We start from the raw sequence: 24,515 nt of genomic DNA, 5'->3' as shown, positions 1-24,515 counted from the left end.
ATATCTAAAACGCAGATGGGGGAGTCTGGCATGAAACTTTGTTTTAATGAAGCGACAACATTGGAAAACTCAAACCTTAAACTGGATTTAGAACTATGCGAAAAGCATGGCTATGATTATATTGAAATCCGTACTATGGATAAGCTGCCGGAGTACTTAAAAGATCATTCATTGGATGACCTTGCGGAATATTTTCAAACCCACCACATCAAACCGCTTGCCTTAAACGCACTCGTTTTCTTCAACAACCGTGATGAAAAGGGTCACAACGAGATCATCACTGAATTTAAAGGCATGATGGAAACATGCAAAACCCTCGGTGTGAAATATGTGGTGGCCGTTCCGCTTGTGACAGAGCAGAAGATTGTAAAAGAAGAGATCAAAAAGAGCAGTGTAGACGTGCTGACTGAGCTGTCAGATATCGCGGAGCCGTACGGCGTAAAAATCGCGCTTGAGTTTGTCGGCCATCCGCAATGTACGGTCAATACGTTTGAACAGGCGTATGAGATTGTAAACACAGTTAACCGTGACAATGTCGGGCTTGTCCTTGACAGTTTTCACTTCCATGCAATGGGTTCAAATATTGAGAGCTTAAAGCAGGCGGACGGAAAGAAAATCTTCATCTATCATATTGATGATACAGAAGATTTCCCAATCGGCTTTTTAACAGATGAGGATCGTGTATGGCCGGGACAAGGGGCAATTGACTTAGATGCCCACTTATCAGCACTGAAGGAAATCGGCTTCTCTGATGTTGTTTCGGTTGAGCTCTTCCGGCCTGAATACTATAAGCTGACTGCTGAGGAAGCCATTCAAACAGCGAAAAAAACAACAGTGGATGTCGTATCAAAATACTTCAGCATGTAATGGATAAAGGAGGGGTGAATATGGCTTTTGTATCGATGAAAGAGCTTCTTGAAGATGCAAAGCGGGAGCAATATGCAATTGGCCAGTTTAATATCAACGGCCTGCAATGGACGAAGGCGATTTTGCAGGCGGCGCAAAAGGAGCAATCACCGGTCATCGCCGCGGCTTCCGATCGCCTGGTCGACTATTTAGGCGGATTTAAAACGATTGCCGCCATGGTCGGCGCGTTAATAGAGGACATGGCGATTACCGTTCCGGTCGTGCTTCATCTCGATCACGGCAGCAGTGCGGAACGCTGCAGACAGGCCATTGATGCCGGATTCAGCTCAGTGATGATTGACGGCTCCCATCAGCCGATTGACGAGAATATCGCGATGACAAAAGAAGTCACCGATTATGCCGCAAAACACGGCGTGTCAGTAGAAGCCGAAGTCGGCACGGTCGGCGGAATGGAAGACGGACTGGTCGGCGGGGTCCGCTATGCGGATATCACGGAATGTGAGCGGATCGTTAAAGAAACCAATATCGACGCGCTGGCCGCCGCCCTCGGCTCTGTACACGGCAAATATCAGGGTGAGCCGAATCTCGGATTTAAGGAAATGGAGGCTATCTCCCGCATGACTGATATTCCCCTCGTTCTTCACGGGGCATCCGGGATTCCGCAGGATCAGATCAAAAAAGCCATCACGCTCGGCCACGCGAAGATCAATATCAATACGGAATGTATGGTAGCGTGGACAGACGAAACACGCCGCATGTTTCAGGAAAACAGCGATCTGTACGAACCGCGCGGCTATTTGACACCCGGCATTGAAGCCGTGGAAGAGACAGTGCGAAGCAAAATGAGAGAGTTCGGATCAGCCGGTAAAGCAGCTAAGCAGCAGGTCGGCTAAAGAGACCAGAAACCGCCGAGATGGCGGTTTTTTTGTGCGGTGTTGCGTCCATACGCCCAAAACGATTATGATGATGGCAGCAGTGTAAGAAACGGGAGTGGTTCAGTTTGAATAAAATCATGATTGTGGAAGACAGTGAAGACATTCGCGGACTATTGCAGAATTACCTTGAAAAATACGGATATCAAACAGTGGTCGCCGCGGATTTTACAGCTGTTCTTGATGTCTTTTTGCGGGAAAAGCCCGATGTGGTGCTGCTTGATATCAATTTGCCGGCATATGACGGATATTATTGGTGCCGGCAGATCCGCCAGCACTCCACAAGCCCGATCATCTTTATTTCTGCCAGAAGCGGGGAAATGGATCAGGTGATGGCGATTGAAAATGGGGGAGACGATTATATCGAAAAACCGTTTTCTTATGATATTGTGCTTGCGAAAATCAAAAGCCAGATCCGGAGGGCGTACGGGGAGTACGCCGCAAAGCAGGGAGAGAAAGTGGTTGAATATGCCGGCGTTCAGCTCTTTGTGGAACGGTTTGAACTGCGTTTTCAGGATGAAAAAAGTGAGCTTTCTAAAAAAGAAAGCAAGCTTTTGGAAGTGCTGCTTGAGCGGGGAGAAAAGGTGACGAGTCGGGACCGTCTCATGGAAAAGACGTGGGACACCGACATATTCATCGATGATAATACACTTAACGTGTATATCACGCGGCTCAGAAAAAAACTGCGGGAGCTGAATGCGCCTGTTTCTATTGAAGCGGTGCGGGGCGAAGGCTACCAGCTGAGGGCGCAGTCATGAAGCTGTTTCTCCGGTCTCATGCAGTGCTGATTCTGCTTTTTCTCCTTCAAGGGCTGTTTGTCTTCTTTTATTACTGGTTTGCGGGTCTTCATTCTTTTTCTCACTTGTTTTACATATTGGGCGTGCAGCTTCTTATTTTGGCGGGCTATCTTGCCTATCGCTGGTACAAAGACCGCGGCGTGTATCATTGGCTCAGCTCGGGGCAGGAAGGGACGGATATCCCGTATCTCGGTTCTTCAGTGTTCTGTTCAGAGCTGTATGAAAAGCAGATGGAGCTGATCCGGCTGCAGCACCAGAAGCTCCATGAGACCGAAGCCAAGCTTGACGCGCGGGTGACGTATATGAATCAATGGGTGCACCAAGTAAAGACGCCGCTGTCGGTCATTAATTTAATCATTCAAGAAGAGGATGAGCCCGTTTTTGAACAAATCAAAAAAGAAGTCCGGCAGATTGAATTCGGGCTGGAGACGCTTCTTTATTCTTCAAGGCTCGACCTGTTTGAACGGGATTTTAAAATCGAAGCGGTTTCCCTGTCCGAGCTTCTCCAATCAGTTATTCAAAGCTATAAACGATTTTTTATTCAATATCGCGTTTATCCGAAAATGAACGTTTGCGATGATCATCAGATTTACACCGATGCCAAATGGCTCAAATTTGCGATTGGCCAAGTGGTCACAAATGCGGTCAAGTATTCAGCGGGCAAGAGTGACAGACTTGAGCTGAATGTCTTCTGCGATGAAGACAGGACGGTGCTTGAAGTCAAAGATTACGGTGTCGGGATTCCCTCACAAGACATCAAGCGGGTGTTTGACCCTTATTACACGGGTGAAAACGGGCGGCGTTTCCAAGAATCTACGGGAATCGGCCTCCATCTCGTCAAAGAAATTACAGATAAGCTCAATCATACGGTGGACATCAGCTCGTCTCCCGGTGAAGGGACATCAGTTCGATTTTCATTTCTTACAAAAATGTAAGGCTGCGTTAAGAAAACAACATAGCCCGCTTTGTTTCCCCTTGATAACATGGATTTATGTCAAGGGGATTTTTATGTTGAACGTCCCGGCACTACATGAAAGCAGCCCAGATCAACAAGAATAAAACCATAAGGAGGATTTTCATGGCGAATATGCTTGAAGTCAAACATATAAATAAAACCTATAAAGGACAAGTGTCCTATCAGGCCTTAAAGCAAATTTCATTTTCAATAGAAGAAGGCGAGTTCACGGCGGTGATGGGGCCGTCCGGGTCCGGAAAAACAACGCTTTTGAATATCATTTCAACGATTGACCGTCCAGATTCAGGCGATATCCTGATTAACGGAGAAAACCCGCATCGCCTGAAGCGGACAAAGCTCGCTCATTTCCGCCGCAAGCAGCTCGGATTTGTGTTTCAGGATTTCAACCTTCTGGATACGCTGACGATCGGTGAAAATATCATGCTGCCGTTAACGCTTGAAAAAGAAGCGCCGTCTGTAATGGAAGAAAAACTGCACGGCATCGCGGCAAAGCTCGGTATCGAAAACCTGCTTAACAAGCGGACGTTTGAAGTATCCGGAGGCCAGCGCCAGCGGGCCGCCATCGCAAGAGCGGTCATTCATAAGCCGTCACTCATTCTGGCCGATGAACCAACTGGAAACCTTGATTCCAAAGCGACAAAAGACGTCATGGAAACGTTGCAGAGCCTGAATCGGGATGATCATGTCACGGCTTTGATGGTGACCCACGATCCGGTTTCGGCAAGCTACTGCCGCCGCGTCATCTTTATAAAAGACGGCGAACTGTTTAATGAGATTTACCGCGGGGAAAACCGCCAAGTATTTTATGAACAAATTCTCGATGTGCTGTCTATGCTGGGGGGAAACGCAAATGACCTTTCTTCAGTTCGCTTATAAAAACGTCACGAGAAACAAAAGGGCCTATCTTGCATTCTTTTTAAGCAGCGCCTTTTCCGTTTTGATTTTCTTTACCTTTGCGATGTTCCTGTTTCATCCGGCATTAAAGGAAGGCTACCTGAATAACATCGCCAAAAAAGGCTTAACCGCCGCGGAATGGATGATCTTTGTTTTTTCTTTCTTATTTGTTCTGTATTCGGTTAATGCATTTTTGAAATCGAGAAATAAAGAATTCGGCATTCTGCTCATGCAGGGCATCACGCCGGGGCAGCTGAGAAAGCTCATTACTGCGGAAAATATGATCATCGGCGTCATGTCAATTGCAGCCGGTATTATCGGAGGATTCATTTTTTCAAAGACGTTCTTTACGGTCGGCGCTTATATTTTAGAAATGGACGCGCTGCCTTTGTATATGCCTTGGAAAGCGCTCGGTATTACGGCCTGCGGATTTCTGCTCTTATTTTTCTTTTTATCGCAGTTTACGATCCTTTTTGTCAGATCAAATACGGTTATCAAATTAATAAAGGGCACTGGCAAGGTTAAACCGGAGCCTAAGCCGTCCGTGCTTCTGTCCTTATTCGGCATCGCCTGTCTGTGCGGCGGGTACGGCATGGTTCTTAAAGGCAATGTCCACGGGGCCGAACCGTTTATCATTTTACTGCTCACCGTTATCGGAACATATTTCTTTTTCAGCCAAAGCAGCATATGGATTCTGCGCGCGCTGAAGAAGTGGAAAACCTTTTATCTGCGCGGGAAAAACATCATTTGGGTTTCTGACCTTGTCTATCGTCTAAAAGACAACGCCCGCCTGTTCTTTATTGTCAGCATTATTTCCGCGGTTGCGTTTACTGCGACAGGCGTGCTCGCAATGTACAAATCGACCGTCGGAGCGGAAGAGTCCGCTTATGAAATGGAGTATTTATCTTACAGCAACAATCCAAAAGAACAGACTCATTTGAAAGATATTGACCATGAACTGAAAACACACGGTTTTACGTATACGAAAGACAAAATAGATGTTTCCTATGTTCGCTATCAGGAAGGAGAAACTGTTCCCCCTGTTTACATGATCAGTGAATCGGATGCGGCAAAATACTTCCATGTCAAAGTGAACGGCCTGAAAGAAGACGAGGCTGTCTATTTCCCGGGAACGTATGACCGCAATTTCAAAAACGAAGCGCCGGATCAGCTGAAGCTGCTGAACCAAAAAGGGGAGCTGTCTGATCAAAAACTGTCGGTAAAAGAAGTCAAAAAACCGCTGATCTCATTGAATGCTATCATCGCGGTGAATGATCAAACCTTTGATCAGCTGAAATCACTCGGTGATAAAGCGTCATTATACGGCTACAGCTATGATCATTGGAAAGACAGTCTTGAGATCAGCCAATCCTTGCAAAATGAGATTTACGGCAATTATATCGACGTGCATTCTGATTTTGCTTCAAAAGCGGGGACTTACTATGATACGGTGCAGCTGCCGAGCCTGAGTCTATTTATCGGCCTGTTTATCGCAATTGTATTCTTTGTCGCGGCAGCAAGTTTCTTATATTTCAGGCTGTTCACTGATTTAGATGAAGACCGGGAGCGCTACCGTTCACTGGCCAAAATCGGCCTGAGTGAGCGAGAAATGGCGCAAAGCGTGACAATACAATTGGCGATTCTTTTCTTCTTTCCATTTGTCATTGCCGTCATGCATACACTGTTTGCCTTGAGAACATTGGCTGTGGAAGGATATTCCGATGTAGCGGGGCCGCTCAGTCTCACCATCGGAGGGTTTTTCATTTTTCAGCTTCTATTCTTCCTCGCGGTGCGGTCAAGCTATTTGAAAAAAATGAACAAGTAAGGGGAGTGCAAAGATGAAAAAAGCAATGGCAATCCTGGCCGTCTTGGCGGCTGCTGCCGTAATATGCGGGCTTCTCTTTTTTCATAACGATGTTACAGACAGATTTAATCCGTTTATTCACCAGCAAGATGTCTATGTTCAGATTGATCGAGATGGCAGACATCTTAGTCCGGGCGGTACTGAATATACATTAGACGGATATAATGCATCCGGGAAAAAAGAAGAAGTGACCTTTTTCGCCGGCAAAGAGCTTCGGAAGAACGCGTATTTGAAGGTGAAGGCGAAAGGAAAGTATGTCGAGACTTGGGAAGAAGTCAAGTTTGAAGATATGCCGGACTCCGTACAGTCAAAATTAAAGTGAATCATAAAAAACGGCACAGCGTCATGACTGTGCCGTTTTTTTATTTTTTATTTTCTTCGGCCCGTTTGATCAGCATGTCGGTGATGATATCCACCTGTTTGCTGACAGAAATCGGGTCGTACGGGTAGAACGAGTCAAAGTCATTGATAAACACGCGATTATGTTTAACAGCGTCAAGATTTTTCCAAATGGAGGAATTCTCCAGCTTGTCGAGTGTTTTGCTTTCGCCTTTCGGGTTGTAATCCGTAATGAACATATAATCTGCGGCATACTCAGGAATAACCTCTTGAGAGAGCTGTTTCATCTCTCCTTTTTTGATGACATCTTGCTCAATTTTTTCAGGCGCTTTTAACCCAAGTGCATTGTATACAGCTTGGCCGCCGCGTCCGCCATTGTCATTGAACACCCAGAATTCGCCCTTGTCTGTGTTTTCATAAATGCCGAAGGTTGCATCTTTGTCGATGACGCCGGCAATTTTCTTCTTAGCTGCTTCCGCTTTTTTGTTAAAGTCAGCCATAAAGGATTTTGCTTGGTCTTTCGCTCCGGCGATATCTCCGAACATGCTGACTGTGTCTTCTACGTTTTTCGCTGTGTTATAAGGTATGACAACAGTCGGAGCGATTTTCTTTAATTTATCAACATTCTCTTCATTCATGACAACAATTAAGTCAGGCTGAAGCTCCATCACTTTTTCAACGCTTATTGGATCACCAACATCCTTCACATTTTTCAGCTTTGATTTTAAAAACGGATTATCAAATGACCATGAGCCTGAGCCGACCACATTGGCCCCGACAGACAGCAATTCACCGGCATAAAAATCAGTGACGATGCGTTTCGGATGTGCAGGAATGTTGACGTTCCCTTTTGGTGATTTGTATGTTCTCATTTCTGTTTTTTCGGAAGCAGAATCGCTTGAGCTCCCTTTAGAAGCCGTGCCGCTGCAAGCGCTGACAAACATGAGAAGCAGCACAAGCATGCCCACGAGCAATATGTTCTTTTTCATCAAGAACCCTCCCACTATGTATCTCAATAGATTAGTAATGATTATCATTATCAATTAATAATATAGCAAGAAACCTGTTCTCCGTCTATCACTATTTTTAAGGGAGAAAGTTTTTCCCGTTTATGGGTGACGCGGTGTGCCTAATCGATTATTATAGGTAAATAGGAGGAGAAAAATATGGGAATTACAAAAAGAGGTGCCGCTTGGGAATGGCTGCATAGCTGGTGGATGCTGTTTATTTTCATGCCTTTTGCCATTACCAGTTTTTTTGCCTTTTTATTTATTGGCATCAAGGTTAGAAATAGAAAGTGGATCATGTACGGCATCATTTATTTTTTCATTTTTGCGTTTGGTTTTGTTTTGCCCGATCTGCCCGGTGTTTTTATTGTGGTCCCGTTATGGGCGGTAACCATTATTCATGGATTTAAAGTGCGCCCGCTGTATTTGATTCAGCTGGATGTCTACAAAGATCATGTGGAGGCGCGGGCTTTTGCCGAGGCAAGAAGTGAAGCCGAGAGCAGATTTCATGCACCGAAACAGTCTATTCAGGATATACATATTCGCAAAGAACAGTAAGAAAAAAAGCTCAACACTCGCATTGTGTTGAGCTTTTTATATGTTACTGCTGGTAGGATTGCTGCTGAAATGTCGTGTTTTGGCCGAATGGAAGTGTAGACACATTCGTATTCATGACGCTGGATTGTCCAGTAAGTTCCTGTTGCATTTGGTTGCACATGTTGACAACCTGCTGGCACTTTTGAATCGCCATGTCATGCCCGTGCAGTGCTTGCTGAATGGTATGTGCAGCTTGTTGTTCGTGGTTTAGAATCTGCTGCAGCATTTGGATGTTTTGCTGTTCCTGATGAAGCATTTGGCGATATTGCTGGCTGCTTTGCTGTGTTTGCTGAATGAGCTGCTGAGCAGTTTGGCGGCATTGGTTCAGCTGCTGCAAGCCGTGTTGTGTATTATGCATGAATGATCCCTCCATGTATCGATTGACGTGAGTCGGTATTATCATGCAACTTGAATGAAAAGAAATTCCGTCAAAGAGGAACTACAATTATTTTCCTCAGCCCCTCTATCTTTGAATGAAAACGGTAAAGATTGTATACTGGGTACAAACCCTTTTTATGTAAATGTTCCGTTTTAACATATAAGAAATGCGGAAAACGAAACCCTGAGATGGGAGAATCGTATTCCGCTTTTTTTCTTTGTTTCGCTCAGAAACCGCCTTCCCCTGCAGTAAATGGGATATTCAGCCGGTTTTCTACTGTACGGAGGCGCTGATTGAGCCGATTTAGGCGGCGTGTATGGCGTTCAACAGCCTGGCTTAACTGATTGACCTGTTCGGCAATCCGTGCAATTTCCCGATTTTGACGGCGGTCTTCGTTTGTCAGACGGGTTAATTCTCTTGACTGCTGTTCATTTTGCCGTTCAAGTGCTGCGATTCTTCTTTCCAATGCCGGCTGTCTGTCCATTTGGTATGGATCGTATACATCCTGCTGCGGATAAGGATTGTACTCATAGTGGCTATAGTAAGGTTCCTGCTGAGGCAGCTGAGGGCTGTAATATTGATAAGGGTTCATGTGATCAGTCTCCTTGTGGGTGAATTCCTTATAACTTATGTAGTCATTGGCACAGTGGCACGGCATTCGCCCAAAAAAGGAGGAAAGAATGGTGATCCCCTTGAGAAACAAATATGGCATTTTGTTTTTAATTGCTGTATGCATCATGGTATCGGGCTGCCAGCAGCAAAAAGAAGAGACGCCGTTTTATTACGGAACGTGGGATGAGGGGCGTGCCCCCGGGCCAACGGACGGTGTGAAATCAGCAACAGTCACATTTACCGAAGACGAGGTTGTGGAAACGGAAGTGATGGAAGGAAGAGGAGAGGTACAGCTGCCTTTTATGGCATACAAGGTGATTTCCCAAAGCACTGACGGGTCTATCGAGATTCAGTACCTCGGCCCTTATTATCCGCTCAAAAGCACGCTGAAAAGAGGAGAAAACGGGACATTGATATGGGAGCAAAATGGACAGAGAAAAACGATGACAAGAATCGAATCAAAGACCGGCAGGGAGGAGAAAGATGAGAAATCAAAAAGCTGAAAGACTGGTGGCAGCGGGGCTTGTTTTACATATCATTCAATGGATATTTATATTATGGGCTTTTCTCAAAGTCAAACATTTATTTAGTGACTATACGATCTATAACCCTAATGTCATCAGCGGCTCCATGCAGTCCTTATCGTTTATACAAATGATGCGCGCTATGATGTACTCAGGGGCAATCGTGAATTATGTTTTGTTTTTTGCCCTTGTATTGCTGATTTATGGCATAGTGCTTCATGCCATCCTGATCGTTCTGGAAATGGCGGCTTACGTCATGATCAGACGGAATCCATCATCTTCATGGGGGTTCTTTTTCATCGCGGCGGGTGTGAAGCTTGCCATCTTGAATATAACCGGCATTCCTTTTCTAGCTGCCGGCTTTCTGCTGATGAAACAGAAAAAAGCAGAAAACGGCGTCAAGGCAGAAAGAAAGCGGAAACCGCGCTTGCGTATCCGAAGACAAGGGCGGCGTCTAAACAGAATCCGGAGAAAACCATCTCTTCCGGTTGAATATCAAAAAGAAAAAACGATATGATGGGACTATAGCCTGAAAACGACATGAAGGAGATGCAGGATGTACAAACTAATTGCAATTGATATGGATGGAACACTTTTAAATGATCATCATGAAGTAACAGAGGAGGTCCGCGACGCCCTTCACGCGGCAAAAGCGGAAGGTGTCAAAATTGTGCTTTGCACCGGCCGGCCTATCGGGGGTGTGCAGAGATATTTAGATGAACTGAATTTAATTGAAGAAGGCGACTATGTTATTGCGTATAATGGAGCACTTGTTCAAAATACGCATACAAATGAAGTGGTCTCAGAGCTGTCTCTCGGTTATGATGATTTGACTTCATTATATGACCTGAGCTTAGAGCTGAAGACGCCGATGCATTTCTTTGACTCATCTAATTTGTATACGCCTAACCGGGATATTAGCGAATTTACCGTATACGAATCCTATGTGACACAGGTGCCGCTTCATTTCCGCAAGATTGACGAGGTGCCAAAAGATATCCTCATCCCGAAAGTGATGTTTATTGATAAACCGGAGAACTTAAGCCGCGTCATTACATCGATTCCAAAAGACGTGAGAGAAAAATATACAATGGTCAGAAGCGCGCCTTTCTTTTATGAAATTCTGCACTCGGAAGCCAGCAAAGGAAATGCTGTACGCCAGCTGGCTCAGCTGCTTGGAATTGAACAGGCGGAAGTCATGTGCATAGGCGACAACGGGAACGACCTGACAATGATCGAATGGGCGGGCTGCGGGGTTGCCATGGCAAACGCCATCCCAGAAGTATTGGAAGCAGCAAACTTTCAAACACGCTCCAATAATGAACATGGCGTTGCACATGCGATTCACGAGCTTGTTTTGGCTAAATAATAAAAAATCCAGCCTTCTAAAGGCTGGATTTTTTCGTTTTATTTGATGTAATGTCAATTCTTTGACGAATCGATTTGACTTTCGTTATGCTGATAAAACCAATTCGTTCACAATATGTATGATATTAATCTGAATTGAAAAGGGGACTGATCAAATGTGCACAAGTCTTACATTGGAAACTGCTGACCGTAAACATGTATTAGCAAGAACAATGGATTTTGCATTTCAGCTGGGGACAGAGGTGATTCTCTATCCGCGCCGTTACAGCTGGAACAGTGAAGCTGACGGAAGGGCCCATCAGACACAGTACGCGTTTATCGGTATGGGGAGAAAACTTGGAAATATATTATTTGCCGACGGCATTAATGAAAGCGGTTTATCTTGTGCGGCGCTTTATTTTCCGGGCTATGCGGAGTACGAAAAAACGATACGGGAAGATACCGTTCACATTGTCCCGCATGAGTTTGTGACATGGGTGCTGTCAGTCTGTCAGTCTTTGGAAGACGTAAAAGAAAAGATTCGATCTTTAACGATTGTAGAGAAAAAATTAGATCTATTGGATACAGTTTTACCGCTTCACTGGATATTGTCAGACCGGACGGGCCGAAACCTGACGATAGAACCAAGAGCAGACGGCCTCAAAGTCTATGATAATCAACCTGGTGTCATGACGAACAGCCCCGACTTTATATGGCATGTAACCAATCTGCAGCAATATACAGGAATCAGACCGAAGCAATTAGAGAGCAAAGAGATGGGCGGATTAGCCCTTTCTGCTTTTGGCCAAGGCTTAGGAACTGTTGGTCTGCCGGGGGATTATACACCGCCTTCCCGGTTTGTCAGAGCTGTTTATTTGAAAGAACATCTAGAGCCGGCGGCCGATGAAACGAAAGGTGTAACAGCCGCTTTTCAAATTTTGGCAAATATGACGATACCAAAGGGCGCAGTGATAACGGAAGAAGACGAAATTCATTATACGCAATATACTTCCGTGATGTGCAACGAAACTGGAAACTACTATTTCCACCACTATGACAATCGGCAAATCCAAAAAGTAAATTTATTTCATGAAGACCTTGACTGTTTGGAGCCTAAAGTGTTTTCCGCTAAAGCAGAAGAGAGTATTCATGAGCTTAATTAATTCACATCAATCAGCTGATTCCGGTTTGAATATCTGGAGTCAGCTGTTTTTTTATACAATCGTTACGGCGTCTGAATGGATAGGCGGTTTGCAAAAGCGAAGAAAAGGCAAAGGAAATGGCGAAATCTTATATGAAATTATTGGAAGAAAACTGAGTCTTTGCTTCATTAGACTCAGTTTTCTTGCCGATATAGAGGTTGCACTAGTTGAATGAATCAATGCCGTTCCCTCATGGTCACGCAAGGGTCTTTTCGCTTGAATAGAAAAAATTAATCTTAACTCATTGACAAACGTCCAAGACAAAGGTACATTTTGATTTATTCATATTAAACGACTAGGAATATAGGAGTTTATTTTTCGGATTATTCAGCCTAAAAACATGATAAAAGGAGTATCGCCATGACAAGCAAAAAGAAACAAATCAAATTAGGGGTATTTTTAGCAGGTACAGGCCATCATGTTGCGTCTTGGCGGCACCCGGACGCGCCGTCAGATGCGAGCATGAATTTGGATTATTTTAAAGAGCTTGCGAAAACAGCGGAGCGAGGCAAGCTGGATATGCTGTTTTTAGCGGACAGCCTTTCAATTGACAGCAAATCACATCCAAATGTATTAACAAGGTTTGAGCCATTCACCCTGCTCTCTGCTTTGGCGCAGGTCACATCAAAAATCGGACTGACAGCAACAGCCTCCACTACATACAGCGAGCCATTCCATATTGCCAGACAGTTTGCGTCATTGGATCATCTGTCCAATGGCCGTGCCGGATGGAACGTCGTCACTTCATCTATTGAATCAACAGCGCTGAATTTCAGCGGTGAAAAGCACCTTGAACACCATTTGCGCTATCAGCGGGCAGAGGAATTTGTCGAGATTGTAAAGGGGCTTTGGGATTCATGGGAAGAGGACGCCTTTATCCGTAATAAAGAAACGGGTGAATTCTTTGACAAAGAAAAAATGCATGAGCTGAACCACAAAGGAGAATATTTCTCGGTTCGCGGACCTCTAAACGTTTCAAGAACCCCGCAGGGCCAGCCGGTCATTATCCAGGCAGGATCATCAGGAGACGGAAAAGCGCTGGCTGCCAAAACAGCCGAAGTGATCTTCACAGCACAAAACCACCTGGAATCAGCTCAAGAATTTTATCAATCCATTAAAGAACAGGCTGCGGAATTCGGACGTGATCCAGAAAAAATTGCCATTATGCCGGGTATTTTCCCAATCATTGCCGATACAGAAGAAGCAGCGCAAGCCAAATACAAGGAGCTCCAAGATCTGATTATCCCATCTGTCGGTCTGCAAATTCTCCAAAATTACTTAGGCGGAATTGATTTGTCGGCATATCCGCTTGATGGGCCGCTGCCGAAGCTTGACGCCGAAGCTTCCAATGCGGTGAAGAGCCGCTTCAAGCTTGTTCAGGAGATGGCTGAACGTGACAATATGACGATACGAGAGCTTTACAAATACGTTGCAGGCTCCAGAGGCCACCATATCTTCGTCGGCACGCCGGAGCAGCTCGCCGACAAGATGCAGGAATGGGTGGATACGAAAGCGTGTGACGGGTTTAACATCATGCCTCCGCTTCTTCCAGAAGGAATTGAAGTGTTTGTTGATCAAGTGGTTCCGATTTTACAGGAGCGCGGCGTGTTCAGAAAAGAATATGAAGGCACAACATTACGAGAGCACTTCGGTTTGGAAAAGCCGGTAAACCGCTATGCAAAGTAAGGAGGAACGCTAGATGAAGCCACGATACCGCCTTGCAGTTGAACGTGATGCCGAACAGCTTCTCGAGCTGACATTGCGGGCTTATGAACCGATTCGAAAGCTCGGCATTCGTTTTGCTGCTGCTCATGCGGATTTGGATTTGGTGCTGAAAAATATTCGGGAAAATGCTTGCTACGTCATGGAAGAAGACGGGCGGATCATCGCGACCATCACCTTGAGAATGCCTTGGGGAAAACAGCCGGGACCGTATGGCGTTCCGCATATCTGGTGGTTTGCTGTGGACCCCGACACCGGTAAAAAAGGAATCGGAACAAAGCTGCTTCAATGGCTGGAGGAAACAATCCTTCGCGATACGTTAAAGGTTCCGTTTGTCTCACTCGGAACAGCGGATAAGCATCCGTGGCTGATTGAGATGTACGAACGAAAAGGATATGTCCGCTCAGGTGAACAAGACCTTGGAAAAGGGCATATCACAGTCTATATGAAAAAACAATTGCGACATGATCTATAAAAATAGAAAAGGCGGGAAAATCAAATGAAGATGAAAAAATGGACAGTGCTGGTCGTTGCTGCATTATTAGCGGTGCTCTCAGCTTGCGGCAATGGAAACAGCAGCAGTAAAGAGGATGACAATGTGCTTCATGTCGGTGCGACAGGACAAAGTTACCCATTTGCTTATAAAGAAAACGGAAAGCTGACAGGCTTTGACGTGGAAGTGATGGAAGCAGTCGCTAAGAAAATTGACATGAAACTGGACTGGAAGCTGCTTGAATTCAGCGGGCTGATGGGAGAGCTTCAAACAGGCAAGCTTGACACCATTTCCAACCAGGTAGCTGTGACAGACGAACGTAAGGAAACGTATAACTTTACGAAACCATACGCTTATGCGGGAACACAGATTGTCGTCAAAAAAGACAATACAGACATCAAATCAGTAGACGATTTAAAAGGCAAGACAGTCGCAGCCGTTCTCGGTTCAAACCACGCGAAAAACCTTGAAAGCAAAGATCCTGATAAAAAAATCAATATCAAAACGTACGAAACACAAGAGGGTACGCTGAAGGATGTTGCGTACGGCCGTGTAGACGCTTATGTCAACAGCCGAACTGTATTGATCGCGCAAATCAAGAAGACCGGTTTGCCATTAAAGCTTGCAGGAGATCCGATTGTTTACGAACAGGTTGCATTCCCATTTGCCAAGGACGATGCGCACGACAAGCTCCGCAAAAAAGTCAATAAGGCCCTAGATGAATTGCGTAAAGACGGAACACTGAAAAAACTCTCTGAAAAATACTTTAATGAAGATATCACAGTAGAACAGAAGCATTAAGAAACGGCGGTGACTCACCAGAATGAACACGATTGATTGGGAATTCATGATATCAGCGTTCCCGACTTTAATTCAGGCCCTTCCGATCACCTTGTTTATGGCAATAGCAGCTATGATTTTTGCCATTATCGGAGGACTTATTCTCGCACTCATTACAAAAAACAAAATTCCAGTGCTTCATCAGCTGTCAAAGCTGTATATATCCTTTTTCCGAGGCGTGCCGACACTTGTACAGCTGTTCTTAATCTATTACGGGCTGCCGCAGCTATTTCCAGAGATGAGCAAAATGACAGCTCTCACAGCTGCCATCATCGGGTTAAGCTTAAAAAACGCAGCTTATTTGGCAGAAATCTTCCGGGCCGCCCTCAATTCTGTTGATGACGGGCAGCTGGAGGCGTGCCTGTCTGTCGGTATGACAAAATTTCAGGCATACAGACGGATTATTTTGCCGCAAGCGATCCGAAATGCGATTCCGGCAACGGGCAATACATTTATCGGGCTCCTGAAAGAAACGTCACTGGCCTTTACATTAGGGGTCATGGAGATGTTCGCCCAAGGGAAGATGTACGCTTCAGGAAACCTCAAATATTTTGAGACGTATTTGGCGGTTGCGATCGTCTATTGGGTTCTTACCATTATCTACAGCATTTTGCAGGACTTGTTTGAACGTGCCATGAGCAAGCCATACCGGACTTAGAGGTGAAATCAGTTGATAACAGTAAAAAATATTCGCAAAGCGTTTAAAGATCTCGTCGTGCTCGACGGAATCGATCTAGAAGTGAAACGCGGAGAAGTGGTGGCAATCATCGGTCCGTCCGGTTCCGGAAAATCAACGCTTCTCCGGTGCTTAAATCTATTAGAGCGTCCGGATCAAGGCCTTATTGAAATCGGAGAAGCCAAACTGAATGCGGAAAAGTTTACACGCAAGGAAGCACATCGGCTTCGCCAGCAAACGGCCATGGTCTTTCAAAACTACAATCTGTTTAAAAATAAAACGGCTCTGCAAAACATTACAGAAGCTTTAATCGTGGCTCAACATAAACCACGCGACGAAGCGAAACGTATTGGAATGGAGATTCTGAAACAAGTCGGTCTGGAGCATAAGGCTGACAGCTATCCAATCACAATGTCCGGCGGCCAGCAGCAGCGAATCGGCATTGCGCGGGCGCTTGCGGTCAATCCGCATGCGATTTTGCTGGATGAACCAACGTCAGCGCTTGACCCTGAGCTCGTCACAGGGGTGCTTCAGGTCATCAAGTCCATTGCGGAAAAACAAACAACGATGATCATTGTTACACACGAAATGGCGTTTGCAAAAGAGGTTGCTGATCAAGTGATTTTTATGGCAGACGGCCATATTATCGAGCAGGGAACGCCAGAGGAACTGTTTGACCATCCGAAAAACGAACGGACGAAACGATTTATCAAGCAGGTGGGAGAGCCTGCAGAGCTTATATAAGAAGGGGAGAAGAACAATGGCCGACAAAGCGTTTCATACCCGTTTAATCAATATGCGGCGTGATCTTCATGAACATCCTGAACTGTCATTTCAAGAGGTTGAAACGACGAAAAAAATCCGCCGTTGGCTTGAGGAGGAGCAAATCGAAATACTTGATGTCCCTCAATTGAAGACTGGTGTGATTGCAGAAATCAAAGGACGGGAAGACGGCCCCGTGATAGCAATACGAGCGGACATTGACGCGCTCCCGATCCAAGAACAGACGAATCTTCCATTTGCATCTAAGGTTGATGGCACAATGCATGCGTGCGGACACGATTTTCATACTGCTTCTATTATTGGCACAGCGATGTTGCTGAATCAAAGAAGGGCCGAGCTGAAAGGTACAGTCCGCTTTATCTTTCAGCCGGCCGAAGAAATTGCCGCAGGAGCAAGAAAGGTTCTAGAAGCTGGCGTACTTAATGGCGTTTCTGCGATTTTCGGCATGCACAATAAGCCGGATCTGCCTGTCGGGACCATTGGTGTAAAGGAAGGTCCGCTCATGGCAAGTGTTGACCGATTTGAGATCGTCATCAAAGGGAAAGGCGGGCACGCCGGCATCCCAAATAACAGTATTGATCCAATCGCTGCAGCCGGACAAATCATCAGCGGGCTGCAATCTGTGGTCAGCCGCAATATCAGCTCACTGCAAAACGCAGTCGTCAGTATCACAAGAGTACAGGCGGGCACCTCGTGGAACGTAATTCCAGACCAAGCTGAAATGGAGGGGACGGTTCGAACCTTTCAAAAAGAAGCGAGGCAGGCTGTTCCCGAGCATATGAGACGAGTGGCTGAAGGAATTGCAGCGGGCTATGGGGCACAAGCAGAATTCAAGTGGTTTCCTTATTTGCCTTCCGTTCAGAATGACGGCACATTTTTGAATGCGGCATCCGAAGCTGCGGCACGGCTTGGCTATCAAACCGTTCACGCTGAGCAGTCTCCGGGCGGAGAAGACTTCGCTCTGTATCAAGAGAAGATTCCGGGATTTTTTGTCTGGATGGGAACGAACGGGACGGAGGAGTGGCATCATCCGGCCTTTACACTGGATGAAGAAGCCCTTACGGTTGCCTCTCAATACTTTGCGGAGCTGGCGGTTATTGTATTGGAGACCATCAAATGAGCAAACAAGGGCTGACAGCAGGTCTTGCAGAGGCTGTGAGAACGTCACAACCTGAGCATTCAGTTGACGCGATTCACGAAGCAAAAAAGGGATTACTTGATTTTACTGCCGCTTCATTCGCAGGAAGAGAAGATAAAGGAATTCAAAAGCTCCTCCGTCTGATAGAGGATGAAGGAGGCCGGCCCCTTGTTCCTGTTATCGGACAGGGCAAAAAGGCCGCGCCATTACAATCCGCGATGCTCAATGGATTTATCGCCCATGCATTGGATTTTGATGATGTCCACTCCGATGTAAGAGGACACCCCAGTGCAGTCATCGTACCGGCCCTTATTGCTTCTGCCGCTCGCGGACATGACGAGCGGCTTCTTGGCGCTTATGTTGTTGGTGTTGAAGTGATGGCACGGCTGGGAGAATCAATTGGCAGCCGCCACTATGAGAAGGGCTGGCATAATACAGGTACGCTTGGTGCCATCGCTGCTGCCTGCGCCGTAGGTTATGCTGAGGAGCTGACTCAGGAAGAGTTGGAAAAAGCAATTGGTTTTGCGGCTACGCAATCTGCTGGGATGAGGGTGCAATTTGGAACAGAAATGAAACCGCTGCACGCCGGTTTGGCGGCTCAGGCTGGCTTGCTGGCCGTTAAGCTGGCCCAATCAGAATTTGGCGGGTCCCGCACGGCACTTGATGGAGAAACTGGTTTCTTCAGTCTGTACGGTGACGTTGAGAAAGCACAACACACTTTGCTAAACGATTGGGGGGCACCGTGGAGAATTGTGCAGCCGGGTCTATGGTTTAAAATCTATCCATTTTGTTCCGCGGCACACCATGCTGCAGATGCGGTACGACAGCTTATCTCCGAAGAAACCATTTCTGCTGCCAATACCGAACGTATTGAAGTGATATTTCCGCCAGGCGGAGATGCTGCATTGACGGAAAGATCTCCAAAAGCTGGAGAGGAAGGCCGTTTCAGCGTTGAATATGTGATTGCTCTTGCTTTGCATGGACACGGCCTGACCGTTGAACATTTCAGCAGCCAGCCGATCCCAAACGGGGTTCAAACGACAATGGGGCGAATTCAGCGCGTATATGACAATGCTATTCAGCCGGCTCCTCATGCCGTTCCAAAAGGCCGTTTCACGATTGTCCGGGCCTATTTATCAGACGGCCGGATTTGCGAAGCGCGTGTGGACTGCCCAAAAGGGGCACCAGGAAATGAGCTGTCTGAAGAAGACATAATAGAAAAATTGACATTAACGGTCCCGCAAGAAAAAGCGCGACGCATTATAACAGCCGTTGAAAAAGCCGATATAAAAGAATTTTTAGCTCATATTGAATAAGATCAACTCTATTCGGTGATTTCAGATGATATGATAAAACCAATCATACGTTTGAAAAAGGAGAAAACCATGACGGTGAATGACGCGGTTGTATTCATTTTGGCTGCCTTTTTACTATGGGGAGCAGCGGATTATTGTTTGGGAAACAGATGGGGGCTAGGCGAGCGGTTTGCGGACGGCTTTAAGGCTATGGGGCCGCTGGCGCTGTCCATGATCGGAATTGTATCGCTGGCGCCCGTGCTGGCAGCAATCTTGATTCCCATTGTTGCTCCGTTTTACACAGCGATTGGCGCGGATCCTTCTTCCTTTGCGAACACCATTTTGGCGATTGATATGGGAGGATATGCGCTGGCTGGAGAAATGGCGAAAGATCCGCAGGCCGGGCTGTTTTCATGGGTGTTTTTAGGAACAATGATGGGGCCGGCAATCGTCTTCACGATTCCCGTCGCTCTTGGCATCATCGAAAAAGAGGATCATCCGTATTTTGCGAAAGGCATATTAATCGGGCTGTGCACAGTGCCGATCGGTTGCTTAATCGGCGGATTATGCGCAGGCTTTGACATCGGCATGATAGGTAAAAATCTTCTGATCCCGAGTCTGTTATCTGCTGTCATCGCTTTTGGGTTATGGCGATACACCGACAGAATGATTCAGTTGTTTCATCTCTTCGGGAAAGCGGTCAGTATGGTTGCGATTATCGGGCTTGCAGCTGTTTCTGTTGAAACGATGACCGGCATTGTGCTGATTCCGGGAATGGAGAATGTCGAGACAGGGATACAAACGACAGGGACCATCGCCATTGCTCTGGCAGGGGCGTTCCCGATGACGGCATTTATTACAAAAACCTTTAAAAAACCGCTTCAGGCTCTGGGGAAATGCCTTCATTTAGATGAGACAGCAACAGCAGGCTTAGTGACCTCTTTGGCGCATCATATCCCAATGCTGGCTTCATTAAAGGATATGACGCCGAGAGGAAAGGTCATCAATGTCGCGTTTGCGGTCAGCGGCGCCTTTGTACTCGGCAGCCATCTCGGTTTTGTAGCTGGAATGAAAAAAGAAATGGCGGCGGCCATGATCATTGGGAAATTAGCAGGCGGAGTCACAGCTGCCGCAGCGGCTGCTTGGATGACACCTGCACAATCAGCTAAACAGCAAAAACGTATCTCAGCCAGCCATAGCTGAGGCAGGAGCTGTTTCAACTTTGTTCAATCGGGAATGTTACAGTAAAGATTTCTGTGAAAGAGGGTTGGACACATGGCGGTGAAAGACCGGTACATGTCAAAAATAAAACAGGAAACCAAGCCTTGGATCAAACGATTCGGGAGGCTTGGTTATTTTGCATTCGGCGGCGTTTTTATTCTGCTTGGGGTTTTGGCTTTTATGACGGCTGCCGGGGCAGGCCGCGCCAAAGATTCGAGCGGAGCTCTCCAAACGCTATCACGCATGCCGTATGGGTCACTATTGCTTTTTTTTATAGGCATCGGCCTTATCGGCTATGTGATCTGGATGGTGTTAAGCGCGATCAAGGACACGGAGGGGCACGGAAACAGCAGGCGAGGCCTGTCGCGGAGAATAGGAAACTTTTTCAGTGCCGCTGTTTACACATCCATCGCTTGGAATGCCTTGCGATTTGTGTTTGGCCAAGGGGACGGCGGCACTTCAGAACAGACGTGGTCCGCTTATGTATTGGCGCAGCCGTTCGGCCAATGGCTCACAGGGCTTACGGGTGCGGGTTTTATCGTATTTGCGATTGTTCAATTTATGAAAGGCGTTCGGGCTGCTTTTATGAAAGAATTCGATACATCAAAAATGAACAAACAGATGATATGCATCACGAAAAACACAGGACGCGCAGGCAATATCGCCCGGGCCATTATTTTCTCGGCTATCGGCTATTTTCTCATCAAGACAGCCATGACCGCTGATCCCGACGACACAAGAGGCTTTGACGGCGCGCTCGCAGAACTCGCGCAGCAGCCGCATGGCAAATTGATTCTGTCTATATTGGCATTAGGCCTGATCCTATATGGAATGTACGCCATTATGAAAGGCATTTATCAGCATATGACTTGGGAGAAGTAAGCTCTGGGCAGGTCCGCGCCCAGAGCGTTTTTCAGTTTCTTAGAAATCAGGTGGATGAAAGCCGGCGCCAGCCTGTATAATAAAAGCAAATCAAAAGCAGTTTTATCAGGACTGATCCACAGGGAGGTGCAGAATGGATCGGGAAAAACAGCAATTAAGCATAGAAGCGGCAAGGCTTTACTATCAGTCTGACTACAGTCAGCAGCAAATTGCTGAGCAGCTCAACATTTCAAGGCCAACCGTTTCCCGGCTGCTGCAATATGCAAAGGAAAAAGGGTATGTCCAGATTCGCGTCATGGACCCTTTTGAGGATTTGGATGCGCTCGGTTCCATACTTGAAGAGAAATACGGGCTCCTTGAGGCGCATGTTGTGTTTTCCCCGACACCCGATTATGCAGGAATTACACATGACCTAAGCCGCTATGGTGCAGAATATATGCATGAAACGGTAAAAGACGGCGACATTGTCGGCGTCAGCTGGGGAACCACCATGTATCAAATCGCGCAAAACATGCAGCCGAAGCAGGTAAAAGGCGTCGAGGTCGTCCAGCTGAAAGGCGGCATCAGCCATTCCCGGGTAAACACGTATTCGGCTGAAACGATTCAGCTGTTTGCAGAGGCTTTTCAAACGATGCCGCGCTATCTCCCGCTTCCCGTCGTGTTTGATAATGCGGATGTGAAGCGAATGGTGGAGAAAGACCGTCATATTGAACGGATCATTGAGATGGGCAAGCAGGCGAATATCGCTCTCTTTACGGTCGGGACTGTCCGTGATGAAGCGCTGTTGTTTCGGCTCGGATATTTTAACGAAGAAGAGAAAGCCCTGCTGAAAAAACAGGCCGTCGGGGATATTTGTTCACGCTTTTTTGATGCGAAAGGGAATATTTGCAGCAGCGCCATCAATGACCGGACCATCGGTGTTGAGCTTCAAGACCTTAGACTGAAGGAACGCTCCATTTTAGTTGCCGGCGGAAGCAGAAAAGTATCTTCCATTCACGGAGCATTAACCGGAAAATATGCCAACGTTTTAATCATTGACCAGCATACCGCGAGGGCGCTTGTTAATGATTTGTGACACGTTCAAACCTTTCATTGAACAAAATTTCAATTACCAATTTACATATGTTCAAAAGTCGGTTATGCTAAAAAATATCTTAACAAAAAAGGAAGTGTGCGAAGGATGTCATTAGCCAACATAATTGATCATACAGCTTTGAAACCGCATACACAAAAAGCGGACATTCTAAAACTAATTGAAGAAGCGAAAACATACAAATTTGCTTCAGTATGTGTCAATCCGACATGGGTGGAGCTTGCTGCAAAAGAGCTTAAGGGAACTGGAGTCGACGTTTGTACGGTCATCGGCTTCCCGCTCGGTGCCAATACAACTGAAACAAAAGCGTTCGAAACAAAAGACGCCATTTCAAAAGGCGCCACTGAAGTGGATATGGTCATTAATATTGCCGCTTTAAAAGACAAGGAAGACGATGTGGTGGAAGCTGATATCCGCGGTGTAGTGGAAGCTGTAGCCGGAAAAGCGCTTGTCAAAGTCATTATCGAAACGTGCCTTCTGACTGATGAAGAAAAAGAACGTGCATGCCGTTTAGCGGTGTCTGCGGGAGCGGATTTCGTAAAAACATCAACAGGCTTTTCTACAGGCGGCGCAACGAAGGAAGATATCGCCTTAATGCGCAAAACAGTAGGGCCTGATATCGGCGTGAAAGCATCTGGCGGCGTCAGAACGAAAGAAGATGTAGACACAATGGTAGAGGCCGGAGCAAGCCGAATTGGCGCCAGCGCAGGCGTTTCTATCGTAAAAGGAGAAAATGCATCAGGCGGAGACAACTATTAAGAGCTGACGGAAGGCAGACTGCTTTCCGTTTTCTGAGGAAACAGTAATTGTAAGCGAATACAAATAAAGGAGAAACACATATGAAGTATTTGATTGGGATTATCGGTTTAATCGTGTTTTTAGGCCTCGCGTGGATCGCGAGCAGCGGCAAAAAAAGAATTAAGATCCGCCCAATTGTTGTTATGCTCATTTTGCAATTTATTCTTGGCTACATTCTCCTCAATACCGGAATAGGGAATTTCCTCGTGGGAGGATTTGCAAAAGGATTCGGTTACCTGCTTGAATACGCGGCAGAGGGAATTAACTTTGTGTTTGGCGGCTTGGTGAATGCGGACCAAACGACATTCTTTATGAATGTTCTCTTGCCAATCGTGTTTATTTCCGCTCTGATCGGGATTCTGCAAAAGTGGAAAGTCCTCCCGTTTATCATTAGATATATCGGCCTTGCCCTCAGCAAGGTAAACGGTATGGGAAGATTGGAATCGTATAACGCAGTGGCTTCTGCGATTTTAGGGCAGTCAGAAGTATTTATCTCCTTGAAGAAAGAACTCGGTCTTTTAAATCAGCAGCGCTTGTACACGCTTTGCGCATCTGCGATGTCAACTGTATCAATGTCGATTGTCGGTGCGTATATGACAATGCTGAAACCGGAATATGTTGTAACAGCGCTTGTTTTGAACTTATTTGGCGGTTTCATTATCGCTTCTATTATCAATCCGTACGAGGTTGCAAAAGAAGAGGATATGCTTCGTGTTGAGGAAGAAGAAAAACAATCCTTCTTCGAAGTGCTCGGAGAATACATTCTTGACGGTTTCAAAGTAGCGGTTGTCGTCGCTGCGATGCTGATTGGATTTGTCGCGATTATTGCATTGATCAATGGCATTTTTAATGCAGTATTCGGTATTTCGTTCCAAGGCATTCTTGGATATGTGTTTGCTCCATTCGCTTTTCTTGTCGGTATCCCATGGAATGAAGCTGTTAATGCGGGAAGCATTATGGCAACAAAAATGGTATCGAATGAATTTGTCGCCATGACGTCGCTTACGCAAAACGGTTTCCATTTCAGCGGCCGTACAACAGCGATCGTATCGGTATTCCTTGTGTCATTTGCGAACTTCTCCTCAATCGGAATCATTGCCGGTGCCGTAAAAGGACTGAATGAAAAGCAAGGAAATGTCGTCGCTCGTTTCGGCTTGAAATTATTATACGGTGCTACGCTTGTCAGCTTTTTATCAGCAGCAATTGTGGGCTTGATTTACTGAACTTAATCGAAAAG

Annotated in this window: 28 protein-coding genes; 25 read left to right on the top strand and 3 right to left on the bottom strand. The window is 46.2% G+C overall.

Translation table 11 applies throughout. The annotated features are described in order from the left end of the window. Positions 1-30 precede the first annotated feature (30 nt). From iolI to yxeA, 7 genes are all read left to right on the top strand, one after another. Positions 31-867 (top strand): inosose isomerase, encoded by an 837-nt coding sequence (gene iolI / locus BSU_39680; protein ID NP_391847.1) that lies wholly within the window; start codon positions 31-33, stop codon positions 865-867. Between the two features lie 20 nt (positions 868-887). Beyond that, positions 888-1,760 carry a 2-deoxy-5-keto-D-gluconic acid 6-phosphate aldolase gene (gene iolJ / locus BSU_39670; protein ID NP_391846.1) on the top strand — a complete coding sequence of 291 codons (873 nt, stop codon included), beginning with the start codon at positions 888-890 and terminating at the stop codon, positions 1,758-1,760. A 107-nt stretch (positions 1,761-1,867) separates the two neighbouring features. Continuing rightward, positions 1,868-2,557, top strand: coding sequence for a two-component response regulator [TpeK(YxdK)] (tpeJ, locus tag BSU_39660; RefSeq protein NP_391845.1), 690 nt, complete (start codon positions 1,868-1,870; stop codon positions 2,555-2,557). Continuing rightward, the gene (tpeK, locus tag BSU_39650; RefSeq protein NP_391844.1) at positions 2,554-3,531 is read left to right on the top strand and encodes a two-component sensor histidine kinase [YxdJ]; all 978 of its coding nucleotides are present in this window, start codon (positions 2,554-2,556) and stop codon (positions 3,529-3,531) included. Before tpeJ ends, tpeK begins: the two co-directional genes overlap by 4 nt. 143 nt (positions 3,532-3,674) lie before the next feature. Continuing rightward, on the top strand, positions 3,675-4,448 hold the full coding sequence (gene tpeL / locus BSU_39640) for an ABC transporter (ATP-binding protein); efflux of cationic peptides (RefSeq protein ID NP_391843.2): 774 nt from the start codon (positions 3,675-3,677) through the stop codon (positions 4,446-4,448). Continuing rightward, the gene (gene tpeM / locus BSU_39630; RefSeq protein NP_391842.2) at positions 4,423-6,291 is read left to right on the top strand and encodes an ABC transporter (permease); efflux of cationic peptides; all 1,869 of its coding nucleotides are present in this window, start codon (positions 4,423-4,425) and stop codon (positions 6,289-6,291) included. The genes tpeL and tpeM overlap by 26 nt, the downstream gene beginning before the upstream one ends. A gap of 13 nt (positions 6,292-6,304) precedes the next feature. Next, positions 6,305-6,652, top strand: coding sequence for a hypothetical protein (yxeA, locus tag BSU_39620; protein NP_391841.1), 348 nt, complete (start codon positions 6,305-6,307; stop codon positions 6,650-6,652). 40 nt (positions 6,653-6,692) lie between these two features. Here the strand turns inward: yxeA and frxB are convergent, their stop codons facing one another. Beyond that, entirely contained in the window at positions 6,693-7,658 is a 966-nt protein-coding gene (gene frxB, locus BSU_39610; protein NP_391840.2) for a desferrioxamine-and ferrichrome-binding transporter lipoprotein (shuttle system), read from the bottom strand. A 177-nt stretch (positions 7,659-7,835) separates the two neighbouring features. Here frxB and yxeC point away from each other — a divergent pair, with 177 nt between their 5' ends. After that, positions 7,836-8,234: a putative integral membrane protein of unknown function gene (gene yxeC / locus BSU_39600; RefSeq protein ID NP_391839.2), complete on the top strand. Its 399-nt coding sequence runs from the start codon at positions 7,836-7,838 to the stop codon at positions 8,232-8,234. 43 nt (positions 8,235-8,277) lie between these two features. On the opposite strand, the gene yxeD is transcribed toward yxeC, so the two are convergent. Continuing rightward, positions 8,278-8,631 carry a hypothetical protein gene (gene yxeD, locus BSU_39590; RefSeq protein NP_391838.2) on the bottom strand — a complete coding sequence of 118 codons (354 nt, stop codon included), beginning with the start codon at positions 8,629-8,631 and terminating at the stop codon, positions 8,278-8,280. A gap of 247 nt (positions 8,632-8,878) precedes the next feature. Next, on the bottom strand, positions 8,879-9,244 hold the full coding sequence (gene cotNE / locus BSU_39580) for an inner spore coat protein (RefSeq protein ID NP_391837.1): 366 nt from the start codon (positions 9,242-9,244) through the stop codon (positions 8,879-8,881). Between the two features lie 88 nt (positions 9,245-9,332). Between cotNE and yxeF the strand changes: the two genes are divergently transcribed. From yxeF to nupC, 17 genes are all read left to right on the top strand, one after another. Continuing rightward, positions 9,333-9,767: a lipocalin-like lipoprotein gene (gene yxeF / locus BSU_39570; RefSeq protein NP_391836.1), complete on the top strand. Its 435-nt coding sequence runs from the start codon at positions 9,333-9,335 to the stop codon at positions 9,765-9,767. After that, positions 9,748-10,305 (top strand): putative integral inner membrane protein of unknown function, encoded by a 558-nt coding sequence (yxeG, locus tag BSU_39560; protein ID NP_391835.1) that lies wholly within the window; start codon positions 9,748-9,750, stop codon positions 10,303-10,305. The genes yxeF and yxeG overlap by 20 nt, the downstream gene beginning before the upstream one ends. Positions 10,306-10,344: 39 nt before the next feature. After that, positions 10,345-11,157, top strand: coding sequence for a sugar-phosphate hydrolase (promiscuous) (gene hadM, locus BSU_39550; protein NP_391834.1), 813 nt, complete (start codon positions 10,345-10,347; stop codon positions 11,155-11,157). 154 nt (positions 11,158-11,311) lie between these two features. Beyond that, a complete protein-coding gene (gene yxeI, locus BSU_39540; protein NP_391833.2) occupies positions 11,312-12,298 on the top strand; it encodes a penicillin V amidase in 987 nt (328 codons plus the stop codon). Beyond that, positions 12,285-12,512 carry a hypothetical protein gene (gene yxeJ / locus BSU_39530; RefSeq protein NP_391832.2) on the top strand — a complete coding sequence of 76 codons (228 nt, stop codon included), beginning with the start codon at positions 12,285-12,287 and terminating at the stop codon, positions 12,510-12,512. Before yxeI ends, yxeJ begins: the two co-directional genes overlap by 14 nt. Before the next feature lie 185 nt (positions 12,513-12,697). After that, the gene (gene yxeK / locus BSU_39520) at positions 12,698-14,023 is read left to right on the top strand and encodes a putative monooxygenase (protein NP_391831.1); all 1,326 of its coding nucleotides are present in this window, start codon (positions 12,698-12,700) and stop codon (positions 14,021-14,023) included. A 13-nt stretch (positions 14,024-14,036) separates the two neighbouring features. After that, the gene (snaB, locus tag BSU_39510) at positions 14,037-14,534 is read left to right on the top strand and encodes a sulfur-containing aminoacid acetyltransferase (RefSeq protein ID NP_391830.2); all 498 of its coding nucleotides are present in this window, start codon (positions 14,037-14,039) and stop codon (positions 14,532-14,534) included. Between the two features lie 24 nt (positions 14,535-14,558). After that, entirely contained in the window at positions 14,559-15,353 is a 795-nt protein-coding gene (gene yxeM / locus BSU_39500; RefSeq protein NP_391829.1) for a putative ABC transporter (binding lipoprotein), read from the top strand. A gap of 22 nt (positions 15,354-15,375) precedes the next feature. Further along, entirely contained in the window at positions 15,376-16,050 is a 675-nt protein-coding gene (gene yxeN / locus BSU_39490) for a putative ABC transporter (permease) (RefSeq protein ID NP_391828.1), read from the top strand. 12 nt (positions 16,051-16,062) lie between these two features. Next, positions 16,063-16,812 (top strand): putative ABC transporter (ATP-binding protein), encoded by a 750-nt coding sequence (gene yxeO, locus BSU_39480; RefSeq protein NP_391827.1) that lies wholly within the window; start codon positions 16,063-16,065, stop codon positions 16,810-16,812. Positions 16,813-16,828: 16 nt separating this feature from the next. Beyond that, positions 16,829-17,971 carry an N-acetyl-sulfur-metabolite deacetylase gene (gene sndB / locus BSU_39470; protein ID NP_391826.2) on the top strand — a complete coding sequence of 381 codons (1,143 nt, stop codon included), beginning with the start codon at positions 16,829-16,831 and terminating at the stop codon, positions 17,969-17,971. Further along, positions 17,968-19,305 (top strand): putative catabolic enzyme, encoded by a 1,338-nt coding sequence (gene yxeQ, locus BSU_39460; RefSeq protein ID NP_391825.2) that lies wholly within the window; start codon positions 17,968-17,970, stop codon positions 19,303-19,305. The genes sndB and yxeQ overlap by 4 nt, the downstream gene beginning before the upstream one ends. A 69-nt stretch (positions 19,306-19,374) precedes the next feature. Continuing rightward, positions 19,375-20,487 carry a putative ethanolamine permease gene (gene yxeR, locus BSU_39450; RefSeq protein ID NP_391824.1) on the top strand — a complete coding sequence of 371 codons (1,113 nt, stop codon included), beginning with the start codon at positions 19,375-19,377 and terminating at the stop codon, positions 20,485-20,487. A gap of 72 nt (positions 20,488-20,559) precedes the next feature. Then, entirely contained in the window at positions 20,560-21,387 is an 828-nt protein-coding gene (gene yxxB, locus BSU_39440; RefSeq protein NP_391823.2) for a putative integral membrane protein, read from the top strand. Between the two features lie 133 nt (positions 21,388-21,520). Further along, positions 21,521-22,462: a transcriptional regulator of pyrmidine deoxyribonucleosides degradation (DeoR-dR5P) gene (gene deoR / locus BSU_39430; RefSeq protein NP_391822.1), complete on the top strand. Its 942-nt coding sequence runs from the start codon at positions 21,521-21,523 to the stop codon at positions 22,460-22,462. A 105-nt stretch (positions 22,463-22,567) separates the two neighbouring features. Further along, positions 22,568-23,239 (top strand): deoxyribose-phosphate aldolase, encoded by a 672-nt coding sequence (gene deoC / locus BSU_39420; protein NP_391821.2) that lies wholly within the window; start codon positions 22,568-22,570, stop codon positions 23,237-23,239. 80 nt (positions 23,240-23,319) lie between these two features. Continuing rightward, on the top strand, positions 23,320-24,501 hold the full coding sequence (gene nupC, locus BSU_39410) for a pyrimidine-nucleoside Na+(H+) cotransporter (RefSeq protein NP_391820.2): 1,182 nt from the start codon (positions 23,320-23,322) through the stop codon (positions 24,499-24,501). Positions 24,502-24,515: the final 14 nt, after the last annotated feature.

It is taken from the genome of Bacillus subtilis subsp. subtilis str. 168 (assembly GCF_000009045.1).
In the GTDB taxonomy this organism is placed as follows: domain Bacteria; phylum Bacillota; class Bacilli; order Bacillales; family Bacillaceae; genus Bacillus; species Bacillus subtilis.
The sequence above is the reverse complement of the archived record's forward strand: the minus strand, read 5'-3'. Positions and strand labels throughout refer to the sequence as shown.

Excerpts from the sequence above, each read along its gene's own strand:
- yxeC (NP_391839.2), top strand. The coding sequence starts at position 7,836 with ATGGGAATTACAAAAAGAGGTGCCGCTTGGGAATGGCTGCATAGCTGG.
- yxeD (NP_391838.2), bottom strand. The coding sequence starts at position 8,631 with ATGCATAATACACAACACGGCTTGCAGCAGCTGAACCAATGCCGCCAA.
- iolJ (NP_391846.1), top strand. The coding sequence starts at position 888 with ATGGCTTTTGTATCGATGAAAGAGCTTCTTGAAGATGCAAAGCGGGAG.
- tpeK (NP_391844.1), top strand. The coding sequence starts at position 2,554 with ATGAAGCTGTTTCTCCGGTCTCATGCAGTGCTGATTCTGCTTTTTCTC.
- yxeJ (NP_391832.2), top strand. The coding sequence starts at position 12,285 with ATGAGCTTAATTAATTCACATCAATCAGCTGATTCCGGTTTGAATATC.
- sndB (NP_391826.2), top strand. The coding sequence starts at position 16,829 with ATGGCCGACAAAGCGTTTCATACCCGTTTAATCAATATGCGGCGTGAT.
- hadM (NP_391834.1), top strand. The coding sequence starts at position 10,345 with ATGTACAAACTAATTGCAATTGATATGGATGGAACACTTTTAAATGAT.
- yxeK (NP_391831.1), top strand. The coding sequence starts at position 12,698 with ATGACAAGCAAAAAGAAACAAATCAAATTAGGGGTATTTTTAGCAGGT.
- cotNE (NP_391837.1), bottom strand. The coding sequence starts at position 9,244 with ATGAACCCTTATCAATATTACAGCCCTCAGCTGCCTCAGCAGGAACCT.
- tpeL (NP_391843.2), top strand. The coding sequence starts at position 3,675 with ATGGCGAATATGCTTGAAGTCAAACATATAAATAAAACCTATAAAGGA.
- yxeQ (NP_391825.2), top strand. The coding sequence starts at position 17,968 with ATGAGCAAACAAGGGCTGACAGCAGGTCTTGCAGAGGCTGTGAGAACG.
- yxeN (NP_391828.1), top strand. The coding sequence starts at position 15,376 with ATGAACACGATTGATTGGGAATTCATGATATCAGCGTTCCCGACTTTA.
- yxeF (NP_391836.1), top strand. The coding sequence starts at position 9,333 with ATGGTGATCCCCTTGAGAAACAAATATGGCATTTTGTTTTTAATTGCT.
- yxeI (NP_391833.2), top strand. The coding sequence starts at position 11,312 with ATGTGCACAAGTCTTACATTGGAAACTGCTGACCGTAAACATGTATTA.
- tpeM (NP_391842.2), top strand. The coding sequence starts at position 4,423 with ATGACCTTTCTTCAGTTCGCTTATAAAAACGTCACGAGAAACAAAAGG.
- yxxB (NP_391823.2), top strand. The coding sequence starts at position 20,560 with ATGGCGGTGAAAGACCGGTACATGTCAAAAATAAAACAGGAAACCAAG.
- yxeR (NP_391824.1), top strand. The coding sequence starts at position 19,375 with ATGACGGTGAATGACGCGGTTGTATTCATTTTGGCTGCCTTTTTACTA.
- yxeA (NP_391841.1), top strand. The coding sequence starts at position 6,305 with ATGAAAAAAGCAATGGCAATCCTGGCCGTCTTGGCGGCTGCTGCCGTA.
- nupC (NP_391820.2), top strand. The coding sequence starts at position 23,320 with ATGAAGTATTTGATTGGGATTATCGGTTTAATCGTGTTTTTAGGCCTC.
- yxeM (NP_391829.1), top strand. The coding sequence starts at position 14,559 with ATGAAGATGAAAAAATGGACAGTGCTGGTCGTTGCTGCATTATTAGCG.
- snaB (NP_391830.2), top strand. The coding sequence starts at position 14,037 with ATGAAGCCACGATACCGCCTTGCAGTTGAACGTGATGCCGAACAGCTT.
- deoC (NP_391821.2), top strand. The coding sequence starts at position 22,568 with ATGTCATTAGCCAACATAATTGATCATACAGCTTTGAAACCGCATACA.
- yxeG (NP_391835.1), top strand. The coding sequence starts at position 9,748 with ATGAGAAATCAAAAAGCTGAAAGACTGGTGGCAGCGGGGCTTGTTTTA.
- deoR (NP_391822.1), top strand. The coding sequence starts at position 21,521 with ATGGATCGGGAAAAACAGCAATTAAGCATAGAAGCGGCAAGGCTTTAC.
- iolI (NP_391847.1), top strand. The coding sequence starts at position 31 with ATGAAACTTTGTTTTAATGAAGCGACAACATTGGAAAACTCAAACCTT.
- frxB (NP_391840.2), bottom strand. The coding sequence starts at position 7,658 with ATGAAAAAGAACATATTGCTCGTGGGCATGCTTGTGCTGCTTCTCATG.